The 25,518-nt window shown below is 39.3% G+C and carries 17 protein-coding genes; 5 read left to right on the plus strand and 12 right to left on the minus strand.

What is annotated here, in order from left to right; genetic code table 11:
* Window positions 1-33: 33 nt before the first annotated feature.
* Complete coding sequence (locus V2H41_RS11550; protein ID WP_330975313.1) at window positions 34-1,560, minus strand: DUF4270 family protein; 1,527 nt, start codon at window positions 1,558-1,560, stop codon at window positions 34-36.
* Between the two features lie 42 nt (window positions 1,561-1,602).
* Entirely contained in the window at window positions 1,603-2,415 is an 813-nt protein-coding gene (locus tag V2H41_RS11555) for a glycogen/starch synthase (protein ID WP_330975314.1), read from the minus strand.
* Between the two features lie 85 nt (window positions 2,416-2,500).
* On the opposite strand from V2H41_RS11555, the gene panC reads away from it, so the two are divergent.
* The 3 genes from panC (at window position 2,501) to V2H41_RS11570 (ending at window position 5,106) form a co-directional block, all read left to right on the plus strand.
* Complete coding sequence (gene panC, locus V2H41_RS11560) at window positions 2,501-3,352, plus strand: pantoate--beta-alanine ligase (protein ID WP_330975315.1); 852 nt, start codon at window positions 2,501-2,503, stop codon at window positions 3,350-3,352.
* A gap of 81 nt (window positions 3,353-3,433) precedes the next feature.
* A complete protein-coding gene (locus tag V2H41_RS11565) occupies window positions 3,434-3,859 on the plus strand; it encodes an OsmC family protein (protein ID WP_330975316.1) in 426 nt (141 codons plus the stop codon).
* Window positions 3,860-3,924: 65 nt separating this feature from the next.
* Window positions 3,925-5,106, plus strand: a complete 1,182-nt coding sequence (locus V2H41_RS11570; protein ID WP_330975317.1) for a trans-sulfuration enzyme family protein — start codon at window positions 3,925-3,927, stop codon at window positions 5,104-5,106.
* Between the two features lie 158 nt (window positions 5,107-5,264).
* On the opposite strand, the gene rbsK is transcribed toward V2H41_RS11570, so the two are convergent.
* On the minus strand, window positions 5,265-6,182 hold the full coding sequence (gene rbsK, locus V2H41_RS11575) for a ribokinase (protein WP_330975318.1): 918 nt from the start codon (window positions 6,180-6,182) through the stop codon (window positions 5,265-5,267).
* Between the two features lie 179 nt (window positions 6,183-6,361).
* Between rbsK and V2H41_RS11580 the strand changes: the two genes are divergently transcribed.
* On the plus strand, window positions 6,362-6,610 hold the full coding sequence (locus V2H41_RS11580; protein WP_330975319.1) for a hypothetical protein: 249 nt from the start codon (window positions 6,362-6,364) through the stop codon (window positions 6,608-6,610).
* Between the two features lie 33 nt (window positions 6,611-6,643).
* Window positions 6,644-7,117 carry a 23S rRNA (pseudouridine(1915)-N(3))-methyltransferase RlmH gene (locus V2H41_RS11585; RefSeq protein WP_330975320.1) on the plus strand — a complete coding sequence of 158 codons (474 nt, stop codon included), beginning with the start codon at window positions 6,644-6,646 and terminating at the stop codon, window positions 7,115-7,117.
* 31 nt (window positions 7,118-7,148) lie between these two features.
* Here the strand turns inward: V2H41_RS11585 and V2H41_RS11590 are convergent, their stop codons facing one another.
* The 9 genes from V2H41_RS11590 to V2H41_RS11630 form a co-directional block, all read right to left on the minus strand.
* Complete coding sequence (locus V2H41_RS11590) at window positions 7,149-8,555, minus strand: arylsulfatase B (RefSeq protein WP_330975321.1); 1,407 nt, start codon at window positions 8,553-8,555, stop codon at window positions 7,149-7,151.
* Between the two features lie 17 nt (window positions 8,556-8,572).
* The gene (locus V2H41_RS11595) at window positions 8,573-12,640 is read right to left on the minus strand and encodes a hybrid sensor histidine kinase/response regulator transcription factor (protein WP_330975322.1); all 4,068 of its coding nucleotides are present in this window, start codon (window positions 12,638-12,640) and stop codon (window positions 8,573-8,575) included.
* 8 nt (window positions 12,641-12,648) lie between these two features.
* Entirely contained in the window at window positions 12,649-14,070 is a 1,422-nt protein-coding gene (locus V2H41_RS11600) for a sulfatase (RefSeq protein WP_330975323.1), read from the minus strand.
* 67 nt (window positions 14,071-14,137) lie between these two features.
* Window positions 14,138-15,454: an alkaline phosphatase family protein gene (locus V2H41_RS11605; RefSeq protein ID WP_330975324.1), complete on the minus strand. Its 1,317-nt coding sequence runs from the start codon at window positions 15,452-15,454 to the stop codon at window positions 14,138-14,140.
* A 6-nt stretch (window positions 15,455-15,460) separates the two neighbouring features.
* Window positions 15,461-17,515 carry an arylsulfatase gene (locus V2H41_RS11610; protein WP_330975325.1) on the minus strand — a complete coding sequence of 685 codons (2,055 nt, stop codon included), beginning with the start codon at window positions 17,513-17,515 and terminating at the stop codon, window positions 15,461-15,463.
* Between the two features lie 231 nt (window positions 17,516-17,746).
* Window positions 17,747-18,685 carry a PorP/SprF family type IX secretion system membrane protein gene (locus V2H41_RS11615; protein WP_330975326.1) on the minus strand — a complete coding sequence of 313 codons (939 nt, stop codon included), beginning with the start codon at window positions 18,683-18,685 and terminating at the stop codon, window positions 17,747-17,749.
* A 57-nt stretch (window positions 18,686-18,742) separates the two neighbouring features.
* Entirely contained in the window at window positions 18,743-20,137 is a 1,395-nt protein-coding gene (locus V2H41_RS11620) for a T9SS type B sorting domain-containing protein (protein ID WP_330975327.1), read from the minus strand.
* Window positions 20,138-20,172: 35 nt separating this feature from the next.
* On the minus strand, window positions 20,173-21,909 hold the full coding sequence (locus V2H41_RS11625) for a RagB/SusD family nutrient uptake outer membrane protein (RefSeq protein ID WP_330975328.1): 1,737 nt from the start codon (window positions 21,907-21,909) through the stop codon (window positions 20,173-20,175).
* Between the two features lie 72 nt (window positions 21,910-21,981).
* Window positions 21,982-25,143, minus strand: coding sequence for a SusC/RagA family TonB-linked outer membrane protein (locus tag V2H41_RS11630; RefSeq protein ID WP_330975329.1), 3,162 nt, complete (start codon window positions 25,141-25,143; stop codon window positions 21,982-21,984).
* Between the last annotated feature and the right edge of the window lie 375 nt (window positions 25,144-25,518).

Genomic DNA, 25,518 nt, shown 5'->3' on the forward strand with positions numbered 1-25,518 from the left:
CTGCACCCGTGTGTATGAAATTTGTTCTGAGAATTATAATTTGGAGTAGACGATTCGCATCTTCATTTTCTGAGTGGGGTGATTGCCTCCGCCCAAACGTACACGACCTTTTGCAGGGGCATCAGTGGTTTGTACAATCACCTTGGTATCTCCACCATCGGGATTTCCGTTCTTTACCACTAGGTCGTAAGTAGTGTACAGACGCAAATCGCTGGGTTGAATTATACCTTTTACTACGTTTTGAACATAACGAGTGAGATTAAACCTCCACTGTCTTACTCGGGTGCTTAATGGATCGAGCGTATAGAAAGGATAAGCACCTAGGGATATATAACCAGCTGTACCAATAGTAAAGTAGGTACCTACCATATCCGCTACAGATAGGTAGACGTTCTCTACCGAGTAAGGAATAGTCTTATATTTTATAGCGGAGGTATCATAGGTGTCCATAAACAACATCGGCGGTGGCGAAAACATAGTATCACTCACATCATATATCTGCTCCATCTGTAACTCAGCCAAGTGTACTATGCGATTGCTAAGTGAAGGAAGTGCGGGTATCTTCACTACCGCATAGGTTCCGGGAGTGTTCTGAATATACACAATAGGGTCGGGTACATTATCATTAGCCACCGGTAATAACTCGCTGGAGCTGTAATCTCTAGCGATATAATTAGCCGTTGCAAGTCGTTTGGATGATGTGAATATAAAATATCCTACAGCAGTATCAATATCTCCGGGAGTGCTGGGATTTTCATAGCGATAATACACTGTTACACGTGTAGCAGTGTCGTCTAGATAAAATCCCATTAATCCGTTGCCGGAGGTTCCTACTGCCGGCTTCAGTGCTAGCCCCGCTACTTTGGTGAGAAATGCCGAATCTGTAGAAAATGCATCGTTTACACCCGTTGTATCATAATCCAGTAATCGCTGTCCAAACTCATCATTAAGTCTAATACGCAACTGATTGGCTACAATAACGGTGTCCTTACCGTTACGGATATCTAGAATAGAGTCATTCAAGGTTTGTGGTACAATCTGCCTACTACCCAAAAAACCTGCAGTCGATACAGGCTGTTCTCGTATTGAATATGCAGAGTCTCTATTCAGACCACTATATTTAAAATTATCAGTTCCCGAAATTTCAAAAACATTTATGGTTTGTGGAATGGTAGTATCGCCGTATGTTTCAATATATCGCACAGATAAGACGATAGAGTCAATATAACGTTTTCCCATAACACCTTTTAAAGTACTCTTACCACTTGCGGGTGCAATCTGGAAAAACATCTGAGCTTCGGTTTTACCGAAAATGGGATCATTCATCACGCCGAGAAACTGCTCATCAGTAAGAATGGATCGGGCCGAATCATCGGCGAAAGTGAAAATTTTATTATAGGTCTCGACCTCAATGGTAGTATCAAAAGTATGTATATTGTCAACCGGAGGAATAAGATCCAATCCCAATTCCGTTGGGAGGTTGATTTTATTACAAGAGAGCAAAGTGGCGATCAATGTTCCACAAAAAATTCCCAGTACCGGAAGAAAATACCTTTTCACTTGCAAATATTTGAAGCTAAGATAGGGTTAGTAATTTAAATATTATTCAGCAAGATCGTGATACAGTTGTAAATACTCTGTTAAATCGGAATCTTCCTTAAACTGGAGGGTTTTTTTGCCTCTTACTTTTGTAAACTCGGCCAACAACTTTTTATCCACATTGGCAGCTCCAAAAGTAATCGCATCGGCATAGGTAGCTCCTCCCCTCATCAATGCTACATTTGTACCATCCTTAAAGGGCTCTAGATCTTTTTCTTTTATAGAAGAATGAATAAGCGCTTTGGGGATAAAGCCTTTACCCAGTTTTTCTTTAAAAGTAGTTTCGCCAATAGTGTAAACAATTTTACTATGTGCAAAAACCGGTTCCTTTTTATAAGCTGTTTTTAAATATGCAGGAATCAAACCTGTCATCCATCCGCTACAGTGAATTACATCGGGGCTCCATCCGAATTTTTTCACCGTTTCCAGTGCACCCTTACAGTAGAACACTACCCTCAAATCGTTATCGGAAAACCATTTGTCATTTTCATCATGGAAAAGCGTTTTCCTTTTAAACAACTCCTCATTTTCCAAAAAATACACTTGCAAACGGGCGCTCGGTAATGAAGCCACTTTTATTTGAAGCGGTAAATCATCATTATCTACCGTAACATTTATACCAGACAAACGCACTACTTCATGCAAACGATGCCGGCGCTCGTTAATAACTCCAAATCGAGGCATAATGCAACGCACTTCAAATCCGTTATCATTAGCCTTTATCGCGAGCTTATTAACGATTTCAGAGAATTCTGTCAACTCTAAATATGGCGACATTTCATTGGCTATAAATAAAATTCTTTTCTTTGTTGACATCGTTTATGTAATTTTTAAAGTTTGCAAAGTTACTGATTTATGAGCAAATTGCCTTAAATAAGATTATGCATTAAAAAATATTATAATGAAAGTATGTCATAAAGTAGCTGACATTCAGAAATATATATCGTATAGCAGGAAGGAAGGGAAAAGCATCGGATTTGTTCCAACTATGGGCGCTTTGCATGAAGGACACCTCTCTTTATTAAGAGCATGTAATACTCATTCAGATATAAGTGTAGTAAGCATATTCGTAAATCCTACACAATTTAATGATAAGAATGATCTGGAAAAATATCCTAAAACAATAGAGAATGATCTATTGGCATTGCTGAATGAACAATGTGCTGTATTGTTTTACCCGGATGTGGAAGAGATATATCCATCAGGGACACAGCTACAACAAACTTATGATTTGGGCGTATTAGAAACACTGTTTGAAGGCCATTACCGTCCCGGACATTTTCAGGGGGTATGTCAGGTTGTTGATAGACTTTTTTCGATTATACACCCTAATAAAGTCTTTTTCGGACAAAAAGATTATCAGCAATGCATGGTGATAAAAAAGCTTATAGCCCTTCAGCCAGCATTCAGCAATATCGAGATGCATATAGTTCCTACCGTACGGGAGCAGAGCGGGCTGGCAATGAGTAGTCGTAATTTGAGACTTTCAGAAGACGAAAAAGCGTTGGCTACAACAATTTATCAATCCTTATTGTTTATAAAGCAAAGTATAAAGCCAGGAGGCACCGATATACTCACATCACGTGCTAAAGAACAACTGGAACAAAAAGGATTTAAGGTAGATTACGTAGCCGTGGCACATGCGATCACACTTGAACCTGTACATCACTGGGATGGCAAGATTCCTCTAGTAGCACTGATTGCAGCTTATTTAGGTAATGTAAGGCTCATTGATAACATGATATTATCCTAATTTTATCTTTTTAAATAGACAATGGTCGCATTAGGAAAGCTGGTATAATTAAAATATTTTTGAGTCCCAAAATATAAATCGATGAATACGGTTAAATTAAAAAGAGTTAATGGCGAATACGGGTTTGATATCATAAATGAGAATGGCACGGTGGTAAAAACCGATACCAATCCTCAGATGGGGGGACAGGAATATGGAGCACGCCCCATGCATCTTTTACTAAATGCGCTGGCCGCATGTGCTAGTATTGATGTTATTAGTATTTTAAAAAAACAAAGACAAACCATCACCAATTATGAAGTAACTGTAAACGGTGAGCGCGAACCTAATGTAGAGCCTTCTTTATGGAAGAACATTGAAATGATATTTGAGATAACCGGTGATGTTGATGAAGATAAAGCAAAACGCGCGGTGGAAATATCGCTTAACAAATACTGTTCTGTAGCGATTACCTTAACCAAAGCCGGCGCCGATATCAAGACACAAGTTATCGTACACAAAGCGTAGTATTGCTACAACACGCTTAGGTATGTTGTGGTATTTATTGTGGATTCTTAAAACTTACAATCACGTTGGACAATACGAGAAAACTCCATCCGTCTACAATTGCTGTACGTACGCAGACGGAGCGTACTAACCAAATGGAACACTCTACACCCGTTTTTTTAACCAGTAGTTTTGCATTTGAATCAGCCGAAGCCATGCGCGCGGCCTTTGCGGACGAGACGGATGATAATATCTATAGCCGCTACAGTAATCCCACAGTAGATGAATTTGCACATAAAATTGCTTTACTGGAAAAATGCGAAGCTGGTTTTGCCACTGCAAGCGGTATGGCGGCCATATTTAGTTCCTTCATGGCTTTGCTGAAGACGGGTGATCATCTTTTATGCTGCCGATCGATGTTTGGTGGTACCAATACAGTAGTAACCAAATTTTTACCTCGCTTTGGAATTGAATATACCCTGGTAGGCGCTGCCGATATCGACAATTGGGAAGCGCATATTAAGCCTAACACCAAAATGTTGTTTTTGGAAACGCCTACCAACCCTCAATTAGAGATCATAGATCTTAAAAAAGCGGGAGCCATTGCCCAAAAGCATGGACTTATTTTTAATGTAGATAATTGTTTTGCTACTCCATTTTTGCAAACTCCTGCAGATTTCGGTGCTGATCTGGTAATACACTCTGCTACTAAATGGATTGACGGACAAGGACGTGTATTAGGAGGTGCAGTAGCAGGTCGCAAGGAATTGGTACATGACATTTATCTGTTTTGTCGTAATTCGGGGCCGGCACTATCCCCATTTAATGCATGGGTATTATCAAAAAGTCTGGAGACTTTAGGCGTAAGAATTCAGCGGCATTCGGAGAATGCCCTAACCGTCGCCAAGCACTTTGAAAACCACCCAAGGCTGGAATGGCTGAAATATCCATTCCTCCCCTCCCACCCCCAGTACGACATTGCCCAAAAACAAATGCTGGCGGGAGGAGGTATTGTATGTTTTGAAATAAAAGGAGGTTTGGAAAGTGGCCGTCGTTTTATGGACAATCTTCAAATCTTATCTTTGACTCCTAATTTGGGAGATAGTCGCAGTATAGCATCACATCCGGCAAGCACCACACACTCCAAGCTTTCGGAAGAAGAAAGGCAGAAAGTAGGTATCACTCCCGGACTAATACGTATTTCAGTAGGGCTGGAACATGTGGATGATATCATCTATGACATTGAGCAAGCATTGGAGAAAGCATAAATAATGTAATTGCAATTTTCAATAAAGAGGCTGCCCTCAAAGCGGCCTTTTTTATTTCTACCCAATCAAGACATTTGCCTTATCCAAAGCGCATCGGAATAAATAAGGCTAGGGATATACTATGAAAATAAAATGCTCTACTTTAAAAAATTTAAAGCCTACACCTCTGGGTACAACTCATTTCGATAGGGAATGGATGATTGTGCACCCCATCGAGTGACGGATATTGCCGCCGCCTGACAGGCAAAGGCTACTGCAGTCGGTAGGTCTTTTTGTTCTGACAATGCTACTGCTAATGCGCCGTTAAAAACATCTCCTGCAGCTGTAGTATCTACAGCCTTTACCTTCGCTACAGGCATTTCAGTAAAAAGATGATTAGAGTCTAAGATTAAAGCCCCTTGCTCGCCCATTGTAATAACAATATTTTTCACACCCTTCTTTTGTATTATCAAAGCGGCCTCTCTGGCCGTAGTCATATCCTTTACTTCAATACCTGATAAATGTGTAGCTTCTGTTGCATTAGGTGTAATTATATCCACATACTTTAATATTGTACTACTTAATGTTCTCGCAGGAGCAGGATTCAGTATTACTATAATATTTTTTTCTGATGCCTTTTGAACCGCATGTTGTACGGTATCAAGTGGAATCTCTAGTTGCAACAACATTATTCCGATATTCAAATCTTCAAAAATCACATCAGCTATATCCTCCGGTTTCAGATGAGCGTTAGCTCCTGATGCTACAACAATGCTGTTTTCGCCTTTTTCATCCACTGTAATCAATGCGACTCCGGAAGAATGGTGATTATCTGATAGCATGTATGCTGTATAAATACCTTCCTTTTGAAACAATTCCAGAGATTGTTTTCCGAAAATATCATTCCCTATCTTAGATACAAAAACTGCATTTCCACCTAAACGAGCTACCGTAACAGCCTGATTAGCTCCCTTACCTCCGGAATTCATAAAAAAGGTACCTCCTAGTATAGTTTCACCGGGTACAGGGATTCGGGGGGCTTTAATAACCATGTCGATATTGGTAGAACCGATAATAATAATGCTTTGCTTTTTCATAAATATTCAGCACACGCGCAATAGAAAGGTATTTGTAGCTTTGTATTGCGATGTTGTTTTTCAAATTTAATAATAGTCACCTGAGTTTTGTACACTGATACCCCTACAAGAGATAGTTAAGATAATGAAGAGAAGCATTACTTTGCACTAATAATCATCTTTATTTAAGTTCAATTGCCATGGATCAAAGATTTACGCTTAATAAAAATGAATCTTTCTTGAAAATGATCATACAGTGTCAGCAAGAGCAGCAGCCCGCATCCATTCTGTATGATGATAAGGGGATTACCAGAGCACAAGGATATGTTACGGATGTTTTTATGGATAGAAATCCGATTGCATTCCGGTTGGATAACGAATTAGAAATTGAACTCCATACTGTGGTTGCTTTAAATGGAGTTTTTGCTGATAATTATACAGAGTGTTAGCGCATACAAGCAAAAAGAAGATATACTTATAACATGAAAATCGCACTTTGGTCTGTAGGAAAAGCGCACGAGGCTTATGTAAAAGCAGGTATAGAAGATTTTTCAAAAAGAATCAATAACTATTTTAAAACCGAATGGGAGATCATTGCGCCTCCTAAAAATGCGGCTAAGCTGGCAGCAGATGTACTTAAGAAAAGCGAAAGTGAGCTAATACTCTCCAAATTGCAAAAAGAGGATTTCCTTGTAGCGCTGGATGAAAGAGGCACGCAGCTTACTTCGGAAGGACTTGCAACACAAATACAGCGCTGCGCTAACATGGCAAGTAAAAGGATGGTTTTTTTGATAGGTGGGGCATATGGTTTGGATGAATCTGTATTGCAGCGTGCCAATTTTCAATGGAGCTTATCCAAGCTCGTTTTCCCACATCAACTCGTAAGGCTGATTCTCGCTGAGCAGATTTATAGGGCATGCACTATCCTAAACCATGAAAAATACCATCACCAGTAAAAAGACAGTTGACTTAATTTATCGATATAGTTTAGTTTAAAATATTCCACTCTTTAGGTGCTTTGAAGGTATTTCTTCCGGCATCATATGGTGGAACTTTTACCGCACTCACAATATCGTCATACACCTTTACCGCATTTAATAGTTGCTGATACTTTTCGGGATGCTGAGCACGTATATTATTTTTTTCCAGAGGATCCTTTACAATATTGAATAGCACATCTTCGCTATTTTTCATTTTATTATTACCGGCATTGGCTTTGACTAACTTCCAGTCATCTACAATAATACTTCCATGCCCCAGATAGAACTCTCTGGATATTTTCTTTTTCTGAGTTAACGCAGGTAGTATATTCACTCCATCCAGAGGCTTTACAGTTTTTTCCTTGACACCCGCCACTGCACACAATGTAGGCAAAATATCCACATACCCACAAAGTTGATCACTTACCCATCCACCTTTCAATCCTTGGGGCCATTTAATAACGGCGGGGACACGTACACCTCCTTCCCATTCCTGAAATTTCTTTCCTTTTAAGGGGCCACTACTACCACCCAAGTTGGTTTCCGGCCCATTATCACTATGAAAAATGACTAGAGTATTGTTCTCTATTCCTTCTTCCTTTAACGTTTTAAGTATCTGCCCTATTCCTCTATCCATACAGGTAACCATTGCCGCATAGGTTTGCCAGCGGGTATTACCCCTTCCCTGCTCTTTTTTACCATTAGCCTCTCCAAATGTAGGTTTATTAGGATCATAGCCGTATAAACGCAAATCTTCTTCTTTAGCCTGCAGTGGTCCATGCGGTGCGTTGTAAGCAACGTAAAGAAAGAAAGGACCATCCTTTTTATATTGCTTTATACATTTTGCGGCTTCCTCACTGATAAGGTCTGTAGAGTATCCTTTATCATAACTGGTGTTCCAATCGTTATGCCAATCTAGCTCCCCCTCCCGCTCATGCGTAAAATAATCTATTGCTCCATTATAATGTCCGTAGAAATGTGTAAAACCTCTGTTTAAGGGCAAGTATTTTCGTTCATAGTGCCCTAAATGCCATTTCCCTATTGCGGCTCTGTTTTTATATCCTGCGGTAGCGAGTAACTGCGGTAAAAACTGCTCAGAGGTATCTATGCCAAACTGAATCCAGGGAGCAATTACATTATCTCGCAGTCCATATCTATCTGGATATCGGCCCGTCATTAATCCTGCACGTGTGGGCGAACAAATAGGGCTTACATAAAATCTGTCTAAAACGATCCCATCCTTTGCCAGTTGATCGATGTTGGGTGTTTGTATTTTACTACCATGAAAACCCACATCGCCCCAGCCCATATCATCTGCTATAATTAAAATTATATTAGGCTTTGATGTATTTTGAGAAAATAGCAATACACTTTTAAATAGCAAGCAATAAATTAGTATATATATACTATTCATTTAAGTAGAATTGAAAGTTAATCAGTTGCAAATAACTCACTCACTTGTTCTGCATGGCCGTTTTTATACTTTTCAAGGAACTCACTAGGAGTTAATTTAAACTGCTGTATAAAGCAGCGAGAGAAATAGGATGGGGAATTAAACCCTGTTCTATATCCTACTTCAGAAATATTATACTCACCGGAGATCAAAAGCTTTGCCGCTGTTCTTAAGCGAAGAAGTCTTATAAACTCATTAGGGACATGACCGGTTATTGCCTTAAGCTTTTTGTGCAATGTGGAGCGGCTCATGGCCAATTCGCGACTCAGTTCCTCCACAGAAAGTCGATAATCATCAATTCGCGACTCAACAATTTGAGTAATAGATTCGATGAATTTCTTGTCGTGGGTATTGGTTGCAATAGTACCAATATCTACCAATGGCTGCTGGTTAAATTTCTCTTTCAATTTGTTTCGTATTTCCAATTGATTTTTAACAAGAGCTGTAAGGTGTTTCCATTTGAAAGGTTTTACGACATATGCATCAGCGCCACTTTCTATTCCTTCTAACTCTGCGTCGCTATTACCTTTTGCCGTTAGCAGAATTACTGGTATATGACTGTAATCAATATTATTTTTAATCTTCCTACAGAGCTCAATACCATCCATCTCAGGCATCATTACATCAGAGACAATAAGTTCTACTGGTTGTGACTCTAAAATTTTTAATGCCTCTTTACCATTTATAGCACACAAAGCGTTATACCCTTCTCCGCGAATATTAGTAGAAATAAAATCCAACATATTCACATCATCTTCCACAATCAAAATTCTTGGTAAGCTGCTTTCCACTTCAGCTTCCTCGTGATCCTGATTATTAATTGGCGCCACTACAGGCTTTTGTTCAAAAGGTATAGTAACCGTAAATACTGTGGGGCCGCCTTGGCGGCTGCTAACATTGATCGCGCCTTGATGTTTTTCAACGAGCGCTTTAGCAAGCGATAATCCGATACCGGCTCCGCCTATATTTTTAATCTTATGATCGGGAGATGATACTTTGAAGAATGGCGTAAATACCTGACTCAAATCACCTTCCGGAATTCCTACCCCATCGTCTTTAACAGATATAGCCACTACTTTTACTGAATTTTCATCAACCTCGGGCAAACTGATTCTGATTTCTACATTGGACTGAGCAAACTTGAATGCATTAATAAACAGATTGCTGAAAATCTTTTGCAGTGCTTCGGTATCTGCGTCCATATAAAGCTGATTCACTTCTGTAGACATATGAAATTTCAATCCCTTCTGCTGGGCAGTAGGAGAAAATCTCGAATACAGAGAATGTATATAAGAAACCAGCTCAATGCGCTCCTTTTTTATAGTATAGATATCGCTTTCAATCCGCCTAAAGTCTAGCAGTTGATTCACCAATGTAAGCAGTCTGTCCGTATTCTGTTCCATTACCGTCAACTGCTTGAGTGTTTCTGGATTATTTTCCGTAGTCAATAATTTTTCCAATGGCGCCATGATAAGTGAAAGCGGGGTTCGAATTTCATGTGCCATGGTAGTAAAGAAATCTATTTTTTGTTGGTAAAACTCATGCTCCTTTTGAGCTTTCATACGCTCCAACTTAATCGCATTCTTAGCCTGCTCTCTCCGTCTATAATAATTCTTCAATAACCAAATACTGCTAGCGATTAGAATTACATAAAGTATATATGCAAATGTTGTTCGATAAAAAGGTGGCTTAATAACAATCTTCACATCAGCGGTCGACTTACTCCAGTTTCCGTACACATCGGTAGCTTTCACTTTAAAAGTATAAGATCCTGGAGGAAGATTAGTGTACGTGGCAATGCGTTGCGTACCTACTTCATTCCAGTTCGCATCAAATCCTTCCATCTTATAAGCGTACTTAATGCGATCGGGATCTTTATAGCTTAAGGCGGCATAACCAAAACTCAATACAGATTGCTTATAATTAAGTTTTATGGTAGTTGCATAACTGGGTGCTACATTTAGTGGAGCATTCTCTTTATTAAAAGCAACTTCTTCATTAAAAAGCCTAAAACTGGTAAGAACGGGAACAATATCGTTTTGGTCTGGAAACAGTGTGATTTGCTCGGGGTAAAAAGTAGTGAGACCATTGATACTGCCCATCAGCATTTTACCATTAGAAGCCTTATAGTAAGCATTGTAATTGTATAAGCGATTATTAAAATTAATAGCATTAGTGAAAGACAGTACAACAAAAGGATTTTCTGAAAATTTTAGAATCCCATCATTAGTGGATAACCAAATATTACCTGCATTATCGTTTAAAATACCGAATACAATTGTTGGTATTCCGTTGCGACCCAAAAAGCTGGTAACTTTCTGGGTAAATATGTTCAGTTTGTTCAGTCCACCTCCATCAGTTCCTATCCAAATATTTCCTCTTCCATCGTCATGTAGTGCAATCACACGATTAGAACTAAGTCCCGAGTTGTGTGTCGCATATTGTACCCACTCATCAGTACCGGCCTTTCTGCAAATAACACCGCTTTCAAAAGTGGCGATCCACAAATTACCTAATGCATCTTCATAAATTTTATAAATACAGTTGTTGGGTAGATCCATGGCCGTCACCCTGATAAACGCGTCCCTTTCCTTATCATAAATATTTACACCTTTAACAGTTCCAATCCATATATTTCCTTTTCTATCTTCAGTAATACTGTATACACTATTACTGCTCAAGGATGTGGGATCGGAGGCATTGTGCAGATAATGTTTGATCTTACCGGTTTTGAGGTTGATAACATTTAGTCCCCCACTAAAAGTGCCCACCCAAAGATTTCCTTCTTTATCTTTATATAAAGCGTGAATGTTGTTATATGACAGCTTTTCGTGTTGAGGAGAGAATGGATATTTTTTGAATTTACCGGTATGCGAATCAAAATAATTTAACCCCCCGTTTTCGGTTCCTACCCAAAAATACCCGGGCATATCTTCTAAAAAGCAGCTTACCGCTTTTCCTGATAAAGCGTCGGATGCTCCGGTATGATAATAGTAATTAAAACCCGGACTGTCTTTGGCAAAATAGTTCACCCCTCCAAAGTAAGTACCTACCCATATACCTCCATCTTTGTCAGGATATATATAATAAATCGCATTATCACTAATACTATAGGGGTCATTGATATTATTAGTATAAGCTGTAAATTTCTGCTGTTCTAGATCTAGTACATTCAAGCCTTTTTCGGTACCTATATACAATTTATTTTTATCGGGTTGATAAATAGCCCGGATAATATTGTCACTTATAGCATCTGCACCGCCACTTTTGTATATTTTAAATTTGTTTTCCTTTTTTGACCAACAATTCAGTCCTCCGGAGAGGGTGCCAATCCACATATTCCCTTCCAGATCTTTATAAAGGGTAAGAATAAAATTGCTGCTGATTTGCTGATCCGAATTTCCAGCTTTGATATGACGGATAGTTCCTGTAACTGGATTTAGTACATCCACCCCTTCTCCAAAAGTACCAATCCAAATATTTCCATCATCATCCAGTTCCAATTTGCGAATTTGATTATGGGAGATGGAGGGCTCCCTGTCGCGCTTGCGATAATTATAGAAACGATTTTTCGCAATATCATACTTATATAATCCTGTGCTTCGAGTACCAATCCATACATATCCCCTATCATCTTTAAGTATCGAAAAAACCAGATCACTGCCCAATGCTTTTACTTTGGTAAAACTTTCCTTTACCAAATCCATAATATACAAGCCATCTGCCGTACCTACCCAAAAACGTGTACTATCATATTTGCAAATAGCATGAATGAAACTATTACCTGAGGGAGTGGAGAGGTCTGCGTGCGCTTGATATATCTTGAATGTATGCCCGTCAAACCGGTTTAAACCGTTCTTAGTACCAAACCACATATATCCCTGATCATCCTGTATAATGTTCCATACCGTATTTGAGGACATTCCATTGTTTACAGTATAGTTTCTAAACAATACCTGCTGGGCAACAACAATATTACATGCTGCCATGAAAAACATGGCAAACGATATAGCTACATTTCTTGATATATTCAACAGTCCTTTCAATGCTAATGCTAGGTTTTTTTGCGGTTATTTTTACGCACAGCGTGTATATTCGGCTCTTCTGCATTAACCTCTTGTTTCCACTTTTCCATAGTAGACAAAAGTTCTTGTACTATTTGCGGATGAGAATCTGCAATATTATTTTCTTCTGATGGATCCTTGGCTATGTTATAAAGCTCCACACGCTTGCTTGCATAAAAATACAGCAATTTATAATTCCCCTTTCTCACGGCAGTACACATGCGGGGCACCCAATTTCCGGTTTCTGAAACATAATGCCAGAAGAGAGGTGTATCTCTTTCCCATTTTTTGCCTTTGAATACGTCTAATATACTTCTTCCATCGAGAATATTTCCTTCTTTATTCTTCTGACCAGCCATTTCCAGAAAAGTAGGATAGAAATCAATACCACAAACAACAGCGTCGGAAACACTGTTTTTCTTAATTACAGAAGGCCATCTGGTAATAAGGCTTTCTCTAATACCCCCTTCATAAAGCCATGATTTACCCAAACGTAAACCGGCGTTGTTTGCAAAGCTCGGTACGCCACCATTGTCGGAAAAGAAAACAACCAATGTATTCTCATCCAGTCCCAATCTTTTTAATGCTGCTAAAACTTTACCAACCCCAGTATCAATACTTTCTATCATTGCAGCCAGATAAGGATTGTCCTTATGCTGTCCCTCATGACGTGTGTTCTCAGGATCATCATAAATTTTAGCCGCAGCTCCCGCACCATATTTGGCATCAAATTTCTTCCTATACTTTTTTACTAAATGATCTGGTGCATCGAGTACGGTATGTACCGCATATAAAGAAACATATAAAAAGAAAGGCACTGATTTATTTCGTTCGATGAAATTCACAGCATCACTAAACTGCCGGTCTGTTAAATACTCTCCTTCGGCTCCCGTGGTATAAGTACTGATTTTATCATAAGGATAGAAATAATCGCCATCAGCAATGTACTTGGTTTCAGAACCAATAACTTCGTCAAAACCATGTTGCTTCGCATTGCCGATAGGATTACTGAATTTTGTATCTAAATGCCATTTTCCTATAATTCCTGTACGATATCCGGCATCTGATAGGGCTTCATTAAGTGTATAGTATTTTGCAGGGTCTAGATAGCGAGGCGCTTCATTACCCAAAAAATCTGTAATACGCACCCGTGCGGGATATTGACCTGTAATGAAACCCGCTCTTGCCGGAGAACAAATTGGGGCTGCAGAATAAGCTTGAGTAAAACGCATACCTTCTTTAGCCATCCTGTCTAGGTTAGGTGTTTCATTAAAAGTATTTCCGTAGCATCCAAGCTCGCCATATCCCAAATCATCAGCTAGAATAAATATTATATTGGGTTTTTTCTGAGCTGTCGTAAAAAGAACGCTTAATAATCCTAACGTCAATAAACAGAATCGCAAAAATTTCATCTATATCAGGTTTTATGTAATTAGAAAATTTAAACTTCAATACAAAACATATCCTCCGACAAATCGCTTATTTTTTGAAAAGACCATTTTTAAGACTTGGATCTATTTTCTTAAAATTCAACCCGAGGATATCACTGATAACAGAAGATATATTTACAAGATGTATCTCTTCAATTGAAGTACGATTTTTGAATGATGGGCCAAAACCGATAAATCCAGTACGCAGTTCCTTCATGCGTGGATCGTGACCATGTGAGCCAGTTACATTCTTTTTTACTTTTATAAAATCACCTTCAGTGTTACCATTAAAAGCAGAAGTGTTATTGGCACTTACAGCCAGGGCTACTTCAGGATTCACTCCCATACTATCCAATTCTTTACGATCGATAATACGGAAGTATGCCTTTTCAGAAGCAGGTACACTATTGAGAAGTTCTTTAACCTTTTGTACCGTTTCCTGATCATTAGGGTCTTTCAGATATAAAAATGCAGAACCGCCGGTACTATGAAAACGTGCTTTCCAGTCTTTGTTTGTGATAATGCCGGCTTTATACAAAAGTGTATTAGGAGCAATAGTATTACGTGCCGAAACAAATCCATGATCACCTGTAATAATAATATCTGTTTTCTCCTTAATACCGGCTTGTTCATAAGCCAATAGCACCATATTCAACATACTGTCGATGATGCTTAGTGCCTGTTGAACCTTCGGATTATTTCTACCATTTTGATGCTGTGCATGATCCAGACCCACAAAATGCACTGCCATCAAATTGGGTTTATATTGTTTTACAATATAAGCGCTCATCTTACCTATTGTAAAATCAATACTATCCTGCGAAAAGCTTTTGGCTGATAATAAACCTGTTGAAGCCTGTATATTGTCAAGCAGGTTTTTAGGTGTAACAAGAGGACGGGTAATTGTTAACTGATCCGTTTTCTCATCATTATCAGCTCTGCGCACGGGGAAGTTATAATTAATAGGAGCACCCACAGTTACCGGCCACATTACCGCCCCGGATGTTAAGCCTGCAGCCTTAACCGCATCCCATAGAGTTTCAACTTTTATATAAGATTCATTCCAATACCAAGCTCCTTTTTTACCCTGATAAGGGGCATTATAATAAATACCATGCTGAGCTGGATGTACACCTGTAATAATGGAAGTATGCGAAGGATAAGTGACAGAAGGGAAAACGGTCACGGCTCCTTTGGCGTGCACCCCACTTGCTTTCAACTTCTTTAATGTGGGAGCATTCCACTTTTCTTGCAAATAGAAATCCGGACGAAACCCGTCAATACTTACCAGCAACACATGCCTGTCCTTTTGTGCAACACTCACAAGAGATGTAAATAATAAAAACAATAATAATCTATAACGCATAGCTTTCTATTTAGTAATGGGAATGAGTTCTATATCATCTATCCAAATCTTAGAACCTGATTGAGTGTTTCCGAAATAAAAGGCAAGACGATAATTACCTTCCTTATCAGCAGCAGCAGACTTAAAAGAATGAGTATTTATTTTCTTCTCTGTATTAATTTCGGCATCGATAATTCTATCCCTACCATCCGCAACATTTTCTAAGCGCACCAAAAATGAGGCATCCTTCTCTGCTACAGTTTTAAATTTTATCGCAAAGCGTTCTCCTTTTTTAACAGGGAATGGCCAGGCCAACATGATAGCTGCAGGACGAGGACCGGGCTTATCTACATTTATTAAAGCGGATTTTCCTGATATTTTACCACTTTCATCGATATTGATTGTCGCCTTCGCTTCATTAGCCACCCTTACCGTCCATCCTCCTAAGTTATCATCGAAATTCCCGTTAATGAAACGCCTATATGCACGCATTCTGACATTATACTCTCTCGTATCAAGCGGAAATGCGCCTATACTTTCTGCCCATCGTCTCCAATCAGTATACATTTCCTTTACACGATCAGGATAACGGGAACTTAAATCGTTCATTTCGATAGGATCCCTTTCCATATCATACAGTTGTAGAGCAGTCTCATTAAATGTATTACCCTCTTCGGTTTTGGCTACAAGTTTCCATTTTCCATCTCTAACCGCAATATTGGCTTCATGTTCCCAATATATTCTACCTCGATGATTAGAACTTCCCGAAAAATGCGGCACCAAGCTTTTACCTTGCAAGGGGACAATTCTATTGCCTTTATAGGTTGTGGGATATGTGGCCTTAGCTACATCAATACAGGTAGCCATAATATCTGTAATATGGCCGTACTCTTTAACATAGCTATTTTTCAATTCAGCTTTAATACCTTTAGGCCAGTGAACAATTAATGGGGTAGCAATACCGCCTTCGTGTGTAAAATGTTTATACTCTTTATAGGGAGTACTGCTCACATTTGCCCAGTTGATACGATAACTCTCAAATGTTTCCGCTGTGCCATCAACAGCTTTACTCTTACCACTGCTAATATACTCAGCACATGCACCATTATCACTTAGAAATAGAATCAGTGTATTATCGAGTTGATTATGCTCTTTTAAAGTTTTGACAATACGCCCTACTCCCTGGTCCATGATATCTACTTGTGCTGCATAGATGGCCATACGCATACTCATCTCTTTTTTCTCTTCCTCACTAAGGGTATTCCAAGCGGGGATGCGTTCATCTCGAGGGCTTAACTTAGCATTAGCATCAAATAATCCCATTTGCTTTTGTCGTGCAAATCGTTCTTCTCTAATAACATCCCAGCCTTTCATGTAAATGTTCTTATACTTCTCAATAATAGATGCAGGAGCATGCAAAGGCCAATGTGGAGCAGTATAGGCTACATACATAAAAAACGGCTTATCCGGCTGAGCAGCGAAATGTTCCTCAATATATTTTACACTGGTATCACTGATAGCATCGGTAAGGTAAAAATTATCAGGAGCATTGTAGCGGGTATTGTTGCTATAGATAACAGGAGTGTAATAATTAGCACCTCCGGGTACTATTCCAAAATATCTTTCAAATCCACGTTGGATAGGCCAATTATCAATAATATAACCATCAATCTTTCTTTCATTAGTAAGGTGCCACTTGCCTGACATATAAGTATTATAGCCAGCTGGCCTCAACACTTCTGCAATAGTAACGCATTCGTTATTGAGATTGCCCTGATATGCCGGAGTTGTTTTTAAATCCGCAGCTGCCATCCATCCCATGCCAGCCTGATGCGGATACAATCCTGTCATTAGAGACGCCCTTGTAGGACAACAACGGGCTCCGTTGTAAAACTGCTTATACCGCAATCCTTCTTTAGCTAACTGATCAACATTGGGGGTTTGTATTTCCCCTCCATAACACCCAATATCCGAGAAGCCCATATCATCCACCAAAATCAGAATAATATTGGGTTTTTGCTGCGCCAGCGTTACAGAAAACGAGGTTAAAAAAATCAGCAGTATAAGAAGTTTGTTATACATATCTTGTTAGAGTATTTAGTATCCTTAAGGTTTAACTGGATGGAAAATTTTATTTTTATCTACTCAAAGACGAGTACACATCACAACTAAATAGGGATGTATCTAACCTTTCTTGCTTTTAAGTTTTTCTCATAATGCAGAAAGGCAGAACATCCCTATTACATACACTTATTAATTATTTATCAATTACGCGATTCTCAATCCCAGACTATCGAGTAATGAAATGGTGAATTACCATATCGATAAAGCCTTTTGACCTTTCGCAAACGCATCAGTAAAGCGATAACTAATATACACCTCGTTAGCACCCATACGCTTGTTATTGATTTTTTCTGAATGCAACTCACGTGTATAACCCAGCGCCAGCTTTTTGATACGCACACCTGCATTCAATAAAGTTCCAATATCTTGTCTGTAGCCACCTCCTATCCAAAAAGTATTTAGAAAAACAGTTTTCAGATGGCCTTCAGCAATACCCTTGCGAACATTATCATAGAGATAGTTGGCGTTAGCCACAAGACCGAATTTATCGGAAAAAGCATAACGATATCCGCCATGAATAGAATGACGCAGTGCATAGTAATCTTCGTAATAAGACGTATTACCACTTTCAGATTTTACTAAATCACTGGCAGAATACCCCACGTAGAAATTCTCCGAAGACAATCCCACACCTAAGTTTAACCCATATTTGGTAAGTTTATTATTCCTTTTTAAAGCATCAAATGCAGGGTCGTTAGGATCACCCGGTAATAAATCTGATATATCCGTTTTCAGATTATCATAGCTAATTCCCAAACCCGCTTTAAGATTTAATGTAGACGTGATAGCAGCTGATGCACTATAGGAAAGGTTCACACCTATATTTTGGGTATTCCCGTAATCGTCTTTAAGCGCAGCCAATCCGATGCTGTGTTGAACTTTGCTATCTGCAGAAGCCCCCAAATCTACTAAGCGCACATCTCCTGATAAAAAGAAAGTCTGAGGAGCTTTATCAAATGTAGTGATCTGATTTCTATAAAAAGCCTGCACCGAACTTCCATCATTTCCGGTTAAAGCGGGATTCAAATATTGCTTGAACTGCGGAAAATTTGCAATAGTTATTCTATTTTGAGCTTTGCCTACAAAAGCAGTAGTTATTATAAGAATAAGCAAAGAATATTTTTTCATTCGTTTATCTTTTAAATTTTAAAGGATTGAGGAAAGTAGCTTATTGTAAAAAATAAGCTACTTGATAACAGTTACTGTACCTCTCTCTTCCAATAACAGATCAGGAACTTTAATGATGTAGAAATAAGAACCCGGAATTACTTTACCGTCTTTATTCTTGCCATCCCATCCTACTGTAGGATCGGTAGAATAGAACAATCTGCGACCATCTCTATCCAGCACTTCTACAGAACTACGAGTATAGCACTGCAAATCAGGAATAAGCCAGGTATCATTAATACCATCACCATTAGGCGAGAATGTATTTATGATATTGATATTTTCGCGAAGCTTCACTTTTGTAGTAGTAAAAAGAAACTCCGAATTAACAGTACCACTACCGGCGATAAGATCTCCTCTTACTTCATACTCACCCAAACGATATTGATTATACTTGGTTATCTCTGACCAACGAACTTCTGCCATTTGTTTTTCTCCATCCTCAAGTGTAACCTCTACAGTCTTAGGTAGAGGCAATAATCTGAAAATGGTTTTAATAGGAGCAGATACTTCTGGTACAGGGGTTATGGCAGTAATCTTCCTCAGAGGGATAACAGGCTCTTCGGCTATAAGTATATTGTCAATATCAATTGTACCCACAAAATTAGCATTGTTGGAAATTTTAAACTGGCGGAGTCCGGCCAATTCTGGTGTTAAAGCTGGTACGTCATCCAGCATAAGCTTAGCATTACCTTCCTGGTCAACAACCCACACATCGGCAGCATCATCCAGAACGGAGCCTATGGTTTCTCCATCTGGTGCTAAATAACCTGCAGGTCTTCCGCTATTATTAATAAACCATATAATTTTATGCTTACCCTCAAGTGGATCACTGCTAATATTCCCTGAAGGGGCACGCCCTCTGATGACAAATGCACCGGTTGTAGCTACCGGACTGATGTATATAGCCGAGTGTACAGTTGTATTACCTGGATCTGCCGGAGCTGTACCACTCATACCCATTCCTACTGAGAAAAGGAATCCGTTCGAAACGTTTGTCCCCGGTGTATTATCGGATATCTCGATATCCATTTCAAATCTAAGGAAACCGCCCACTCCAGTGGGGTTAAATGGTGTGGTTGTTTTTGAGGCTGAAGCTCTGTTTGTACCTGAGCCACCCACTTTTACAATTTGCAGGGTATTATTCAGTGTATTGAGCGTAGCGTTTCCATTAAAACTAAGTCCGTCAAATTGATTAGTACCAGTTCCTATATAGTCCCGATAATCTGTAGACGAGTTAAAATCCTGCTGGAAATATATTTGAGCGGAATTGGTAGGTGTAGGACCTGTATCTGATTTTTTGCCCGGTGCGGGGACATCTATATCAGCAGCCTCTTTTATATCGGCTGTACATGCGGAAAACGCCGCTATAAATATGAGTATTGCAGATTTCAAATAATATTTTGCTGTCATAAAATTCAGTTTTTTGGTTCTTTAAACAAATTCTATTAATTACCCCATCCCGTATTTTGACTTCCAAAATTTTTATTCAATATCAACTCACTTGTAGGAATCGGGAATAACAAGAATTTAGGAACACTCACATTTAAAGCATACACGTGTACACCGTGTCTTGGAGTCCATGTTTTAGTGGTGTTATTATAAGATGGATAATTGCTGGTAAATGTAGAATATGTCGGATATCCTGACAACTTATTATTTAATCTGTGCAGAAATTGATATTCATACATTGTTACGTTATTGCCCAAAGGACTCGGCATACGCACTAAGTCGAACCAGCGTTGGCCCTCTCCTACCAGTTCCAAACCACGATCATCAAAAATCTTCATCCTGAAGTTTTCCTTAGTTCCTGCTGTTGCAGGGGTCAAATCTGCTGGCACGCTTCTAGGAGTTCCGTTAGCTGTTCTCGCACGCTGCCTTACTCTGTTAAATGCAGCTAATGCTTCACTTGTAGGACCGTACAATTCATTTAAAGCTTCAGCTTTAATATAATACACTTCTGCTAATCTGATGATGAAAAAGTCATTACCATGGTTACGTTGATCCTTACCGGTTGGATCTATATACTTGCGACATAAAGGAGTAGCAATTGTATAGTTTCCAGCACCAGCCGGTACTACTGCGGGATAAATGTAATAGGTTCTACTTTGAGGACCCGTTGCCTGTACCCATAGACCACTTTCGTATCGATAATCAAATTCTACACTATCTGCATCTACATAATCTCCGGAGCGATAATAATCGGCAAACCAGTGCATAATTCTATAAGTACCATCCCCGTTCTGGTTATTGCCGTTTGCAGAAACAAAATGCGTATTAGGTGCATTAAAGCGGAGCGCATATTCAGATCCTGCAGCCGGCTGTGCACGGTTGGTGGGGTCTGTCTGGAAACGAATACCAAAGATTACCTCATTGTAAGCCAGGGTTTCTTTTCCTATATCAAAGAGGTCGGCATAATTATCCAACAATACATATTCGTTGCTATTAATTACAGAATCCGCATAAACCACTGCATTTGTAAAATATTCGGTAGCATCTTGTCCTTTTTGCAATAACTGATCACCGTATGTAAGGTAAGCCTGTGCCAACATCGCTTGTGCAGCCCCCTTGCTGGCGCGTCCTAATTCTGCAATAGGAATAGCACTTTTTACCGGAAGCAATTCCGAGGCTTTTTTGAAATCACTAAATATCTGCTCATAAGTTTGCGCGAGGGAGGCTCTTGGCAGATAAAAATCACTATCTACTCTTGTAGGAGTAATTCTCAATGGTACTCCACCGTACAAGCGCACCAAATAATAATAACAGAATGCCCGGATAAAGTAAGCTTCTCCATAAGCTCTATTTCTAAAGCTTTCGCTCAACTTAGGCATGTTATCTAATACATCTATCAGCTCATTGGCATTAACAATAGTTAGATACAAACCATTCCACATGGAAGCCGTGTTGGCGGGTGTGAACAGCCTTTGCGCATATGGTCCATACTCTGATCCAGAGTTTGAGAAAAAGTCATCAGCGCATGCTGTAAGCATAATATGCCCTTGAAATTTAAACATTCCAGGATCGTTAAATCGAGCATACATACCTACAATTAATGCGGTAATGTCACCCTCTGTGGTGATAGTACCTGGAGTGGGTCTATCATATATAGTTTCATCCAAACTACAAGACTGTATAAACAACGTTATCAGTATCGGAGATAAGTATTTTAAGAATCTTTTTTTCATCTGTATAATTTTTTATAGAGATCAGATGGATTAAATCAGTTTTTTGTATTTACCTTTTTCGCTTATCAATCGTTAGAAAATCAATTTCAACGATGCGGAGAAAGAACGAGGTTGTCCTAATGTTCCTAAATCTATACCGTTATTAATCGAGCTAAATCCAAACGAGTTGATATTAGGATCGTAACCGGTGTATTTAGTGATTGTAAACAGGTTGGTTCCTGTAACAGACACTTTCAAATCTCCCAGTTTCAATCTTTGAGGTAAAGAGAAGGTGTAACCCAAACTTACAGTTTGTAATCTCAGGAAAGATGCATCTTCTACCATCCAATCTGGGAAGCGTTGTTGCAAACGAACCGAATTTGCAGTAAGAGCAGGATATTTATTGCTGGTACCCTCTCCATACCAACGACCTTCATATGCATCACGCATCATATTATGGGTAGTATTACCATGACCGGAACCCACCATCCATCTATTCAAATTGAGTAACTGAGCACCATGGCTTCCGAAGAAAACAACAGCTGCAGAAAATTTTCCGATGCTTAAATCACTAGTCAAACCGTAAGTAAAGTCGGGCATGGCATCACCTATCACTGTTTTATCAGCATCTGTAATCTGGCCATCACCATTAATGTCAACATATTTCACCATACCAGGCTTTATGCTTGATTTAGCGTTATCGTTAGCCAGTGCTGGGTCATTATCAATTTCAGCCTGGTTCTGATAAATACCATTAGTTTTATATCCATAGAAGGAAGAAAGTGCATATCCCGGAATAGCAGCCGTTACTGGTTGACCTAATACGAGACTACCTGCAGCAAAGAATGTTCTTCCGTAGATAATATTTGATTCTCCCATATGGATAATCTTACTCTTTATAGGCGAAATGTTACCGCTTATATTGAGAGATTTTTTAGCCTTAGAGAAAACGTTATAACTTACTTCCACATCCAAGCCCTTGTTAGACACTTTACCTACATTGGTGTAATAGCTAGAGATACCGGAAGAAATAGGTACGCCAAGATCAATCAACAGACCTGTAGTTATTTTGCTATATGCGTCTACTGTAATATTCAGACGGTCTTTAAGCAGCCCTAAATCAAATCCCGCATTATACTGAACTGTTTTCTCCCAGCTTAGATCAGGGTTGTTAAATCGAGAAAATACGTAGCCGGTTTCAATGTTAGTTCCTATCGGATAGAAGTTCAGACCGTATGATGCCTGTGAACCACCAATAGCAATATTGTCGTTACCCGAAACACCAACACTTCCCCGTAATTTGAAGGATGAAACAGGGGAATGCCCTTTAATATGTGTTTTAAAGAACTTCTCATTGGTAGCATTCCAGGCCACACCCAGAGATGGATATAAAATCCATTTATGTCCGGGAGCTAATCTACTGGAACCATCATAACGTCCTGTAGCCATGATAGAATATCTTCTATCATATGTATAGTTTACACGACCGATAAACGAAGCCAAGGCCCTGGTACGGTAAGTATTAGAAAATCTACCAGGATAACCGGCCGCCCCCATGTTCCAGTAATGAAGTGTGTTGGACGGGAAATCCATATTAATCACACTTGAGGATCTATTATACCATTGCTGCCAAGAAAAACCTCCCACAGCATTAATGGAGTGCTTACGCTTAATTACCTGTCTATAAGTAAGAAGATGATCTAACACATAATTATAGTTGCTATTATCACCCTCTGAAGCATACCCATCCGGTGCTGTATCTCCTAACCATGTGCCGGTAGGATAATATATGTGACGACGGGTAGTTACTTCATTCACACCAGCTCTAAACTGGTAAGTAAGGAAAGGCGTAATCTTATACTCAGCAGTAAAGTTTGATATGAAGGTTCTTATATTGGAATGATCCTTTGCATAAGTAATAAGGCTTAAAGGATTGTTTTGGATAGATACGTCTACGTCGGCTGTACCATCTTCTTCATTAATGGTGTATGGTACTTGCAATGGGTTAAATGCTATAGCACCCATTACTGTAGAACCACTAAGAATACCCGTCCAGTTTGACTGAGATCCGAATTTTCTATAAGCGTAGGAAGCAAAGGTCCTTAATCCAATTTTCAGCCTATCAGTCACATGACGATCGTAGTTCAAACGAATGCTCCCACGCTGAAGTCCTGCATTCTTGATGATACTCTTCATATCAGCATAGTTTGCAGACAGCAGATAATTCCATTTGTTTCTTTCATTACCTGTAACAGAAACATGATAGTCCTGAGATAAGGCTTTACGATAAACCATCTCTTGCCAATCGGTATTCGGCATTTTGGCAACCGAATCTAACTGAGCTTGGTTATAAACCGGATTACCGCCATCATTCACAGCTGCCTCATTTCTGAAAAGCATATACTCGTAGCTGTTCAGCATGGGGATTTTTTTGGGCAGCATACTCAGGTCGAAACGAGAAGTAACAGTAACCCGATCTTTTACCCCTCTACCGGATTTAGTGGTAATCAATACTACACCATTTGCACCCCGTGAACCATAAATAGCAGTGGAAGATGCATCTTTTAAAATTTCTATGGATTCGATATCGTTAGGATTCAATGCGGCCAGAGGGTCAGCAGGCGGAGCATCAGCAGTACCGTCCAGTCCGGTACCGGCATATGCCGCACTAAAGGAAGATTCAATGGGTTGACCATCAATAACAATTAAGGGTTGATTGCTACCGGTCACAGAGGTCATACCTCTGATGTTAAATGAGATGGCTGCTCCGGGCTCCCCGGTGTTCAACACGATATTTACACCAGATACCCTACCTTGCAATGCCTCAACAAAGTTATTTACCTTATTTTCATCTACGTCCTTAAGACGTACAGATGAAATAGAACCGGTCACATCACTTTTGTTCAAAGTACCATAACCTACTGCCACTACTTCCTCCAGTTCTGCAGCAGAAGGCACTAATAAAACGTCAATGCGATTTCTATTGGAAATTGCAATTTCTTGGGATGTATAGCCAATATGGCTCACGATCAAAACGTCGCGGGGCGAAGCCGTAATAGTGTACTCCCCTTTGCTATTGGTGGTGGTAGCACCAGCTTTCCCCTTTATCTGAATACTGGCACCAGATAAGGGGCTCTCATTAGCAATGTCCTTGACAGTACCCGAAACCCTAAAGTTTTGAGCATATGCACTGTCTATGACAAAACTAAATAGAAGACAATAAACTAGACAGATAGTTTTGTAACAAGCATTCATTAGCATAAATGTTAATAGTTAAACAAACAAAGCAATCAAAAGAGATAATACGAGGCAAGCCTATCATACTATCATTGAGCATCGAATTTAGCACACACTCCCACCTGCAGCTATAATAATTGTGTTGTTTTTTATAAATTTTGTACTACACGATAAGTTCGTCATACATTTATATACAATCACATGCGAAATCTCCCCATGCTCAATCCCTCCCAACTGCTCCGTACTTATTATTACCAAATTCTAGCTATATAAATGATAATACCCACTCATACTTTCAAAAATTTTCATTTCCCTTCTCGATAACTCTCCTATTACATTTTTCAATAATTGATAAACATATTTAATAATACTGTCTACAATTATTATATAATA

This window comes from Niabella digestorum (assembly GCF_036409055.1).
Taxonomy (GTDB): domain Bacteria; phylum Bacteroidota; class Bacteroidia; order Chitinophagales; family Chitinophagaceae; genus Niabella; species Niabella composti.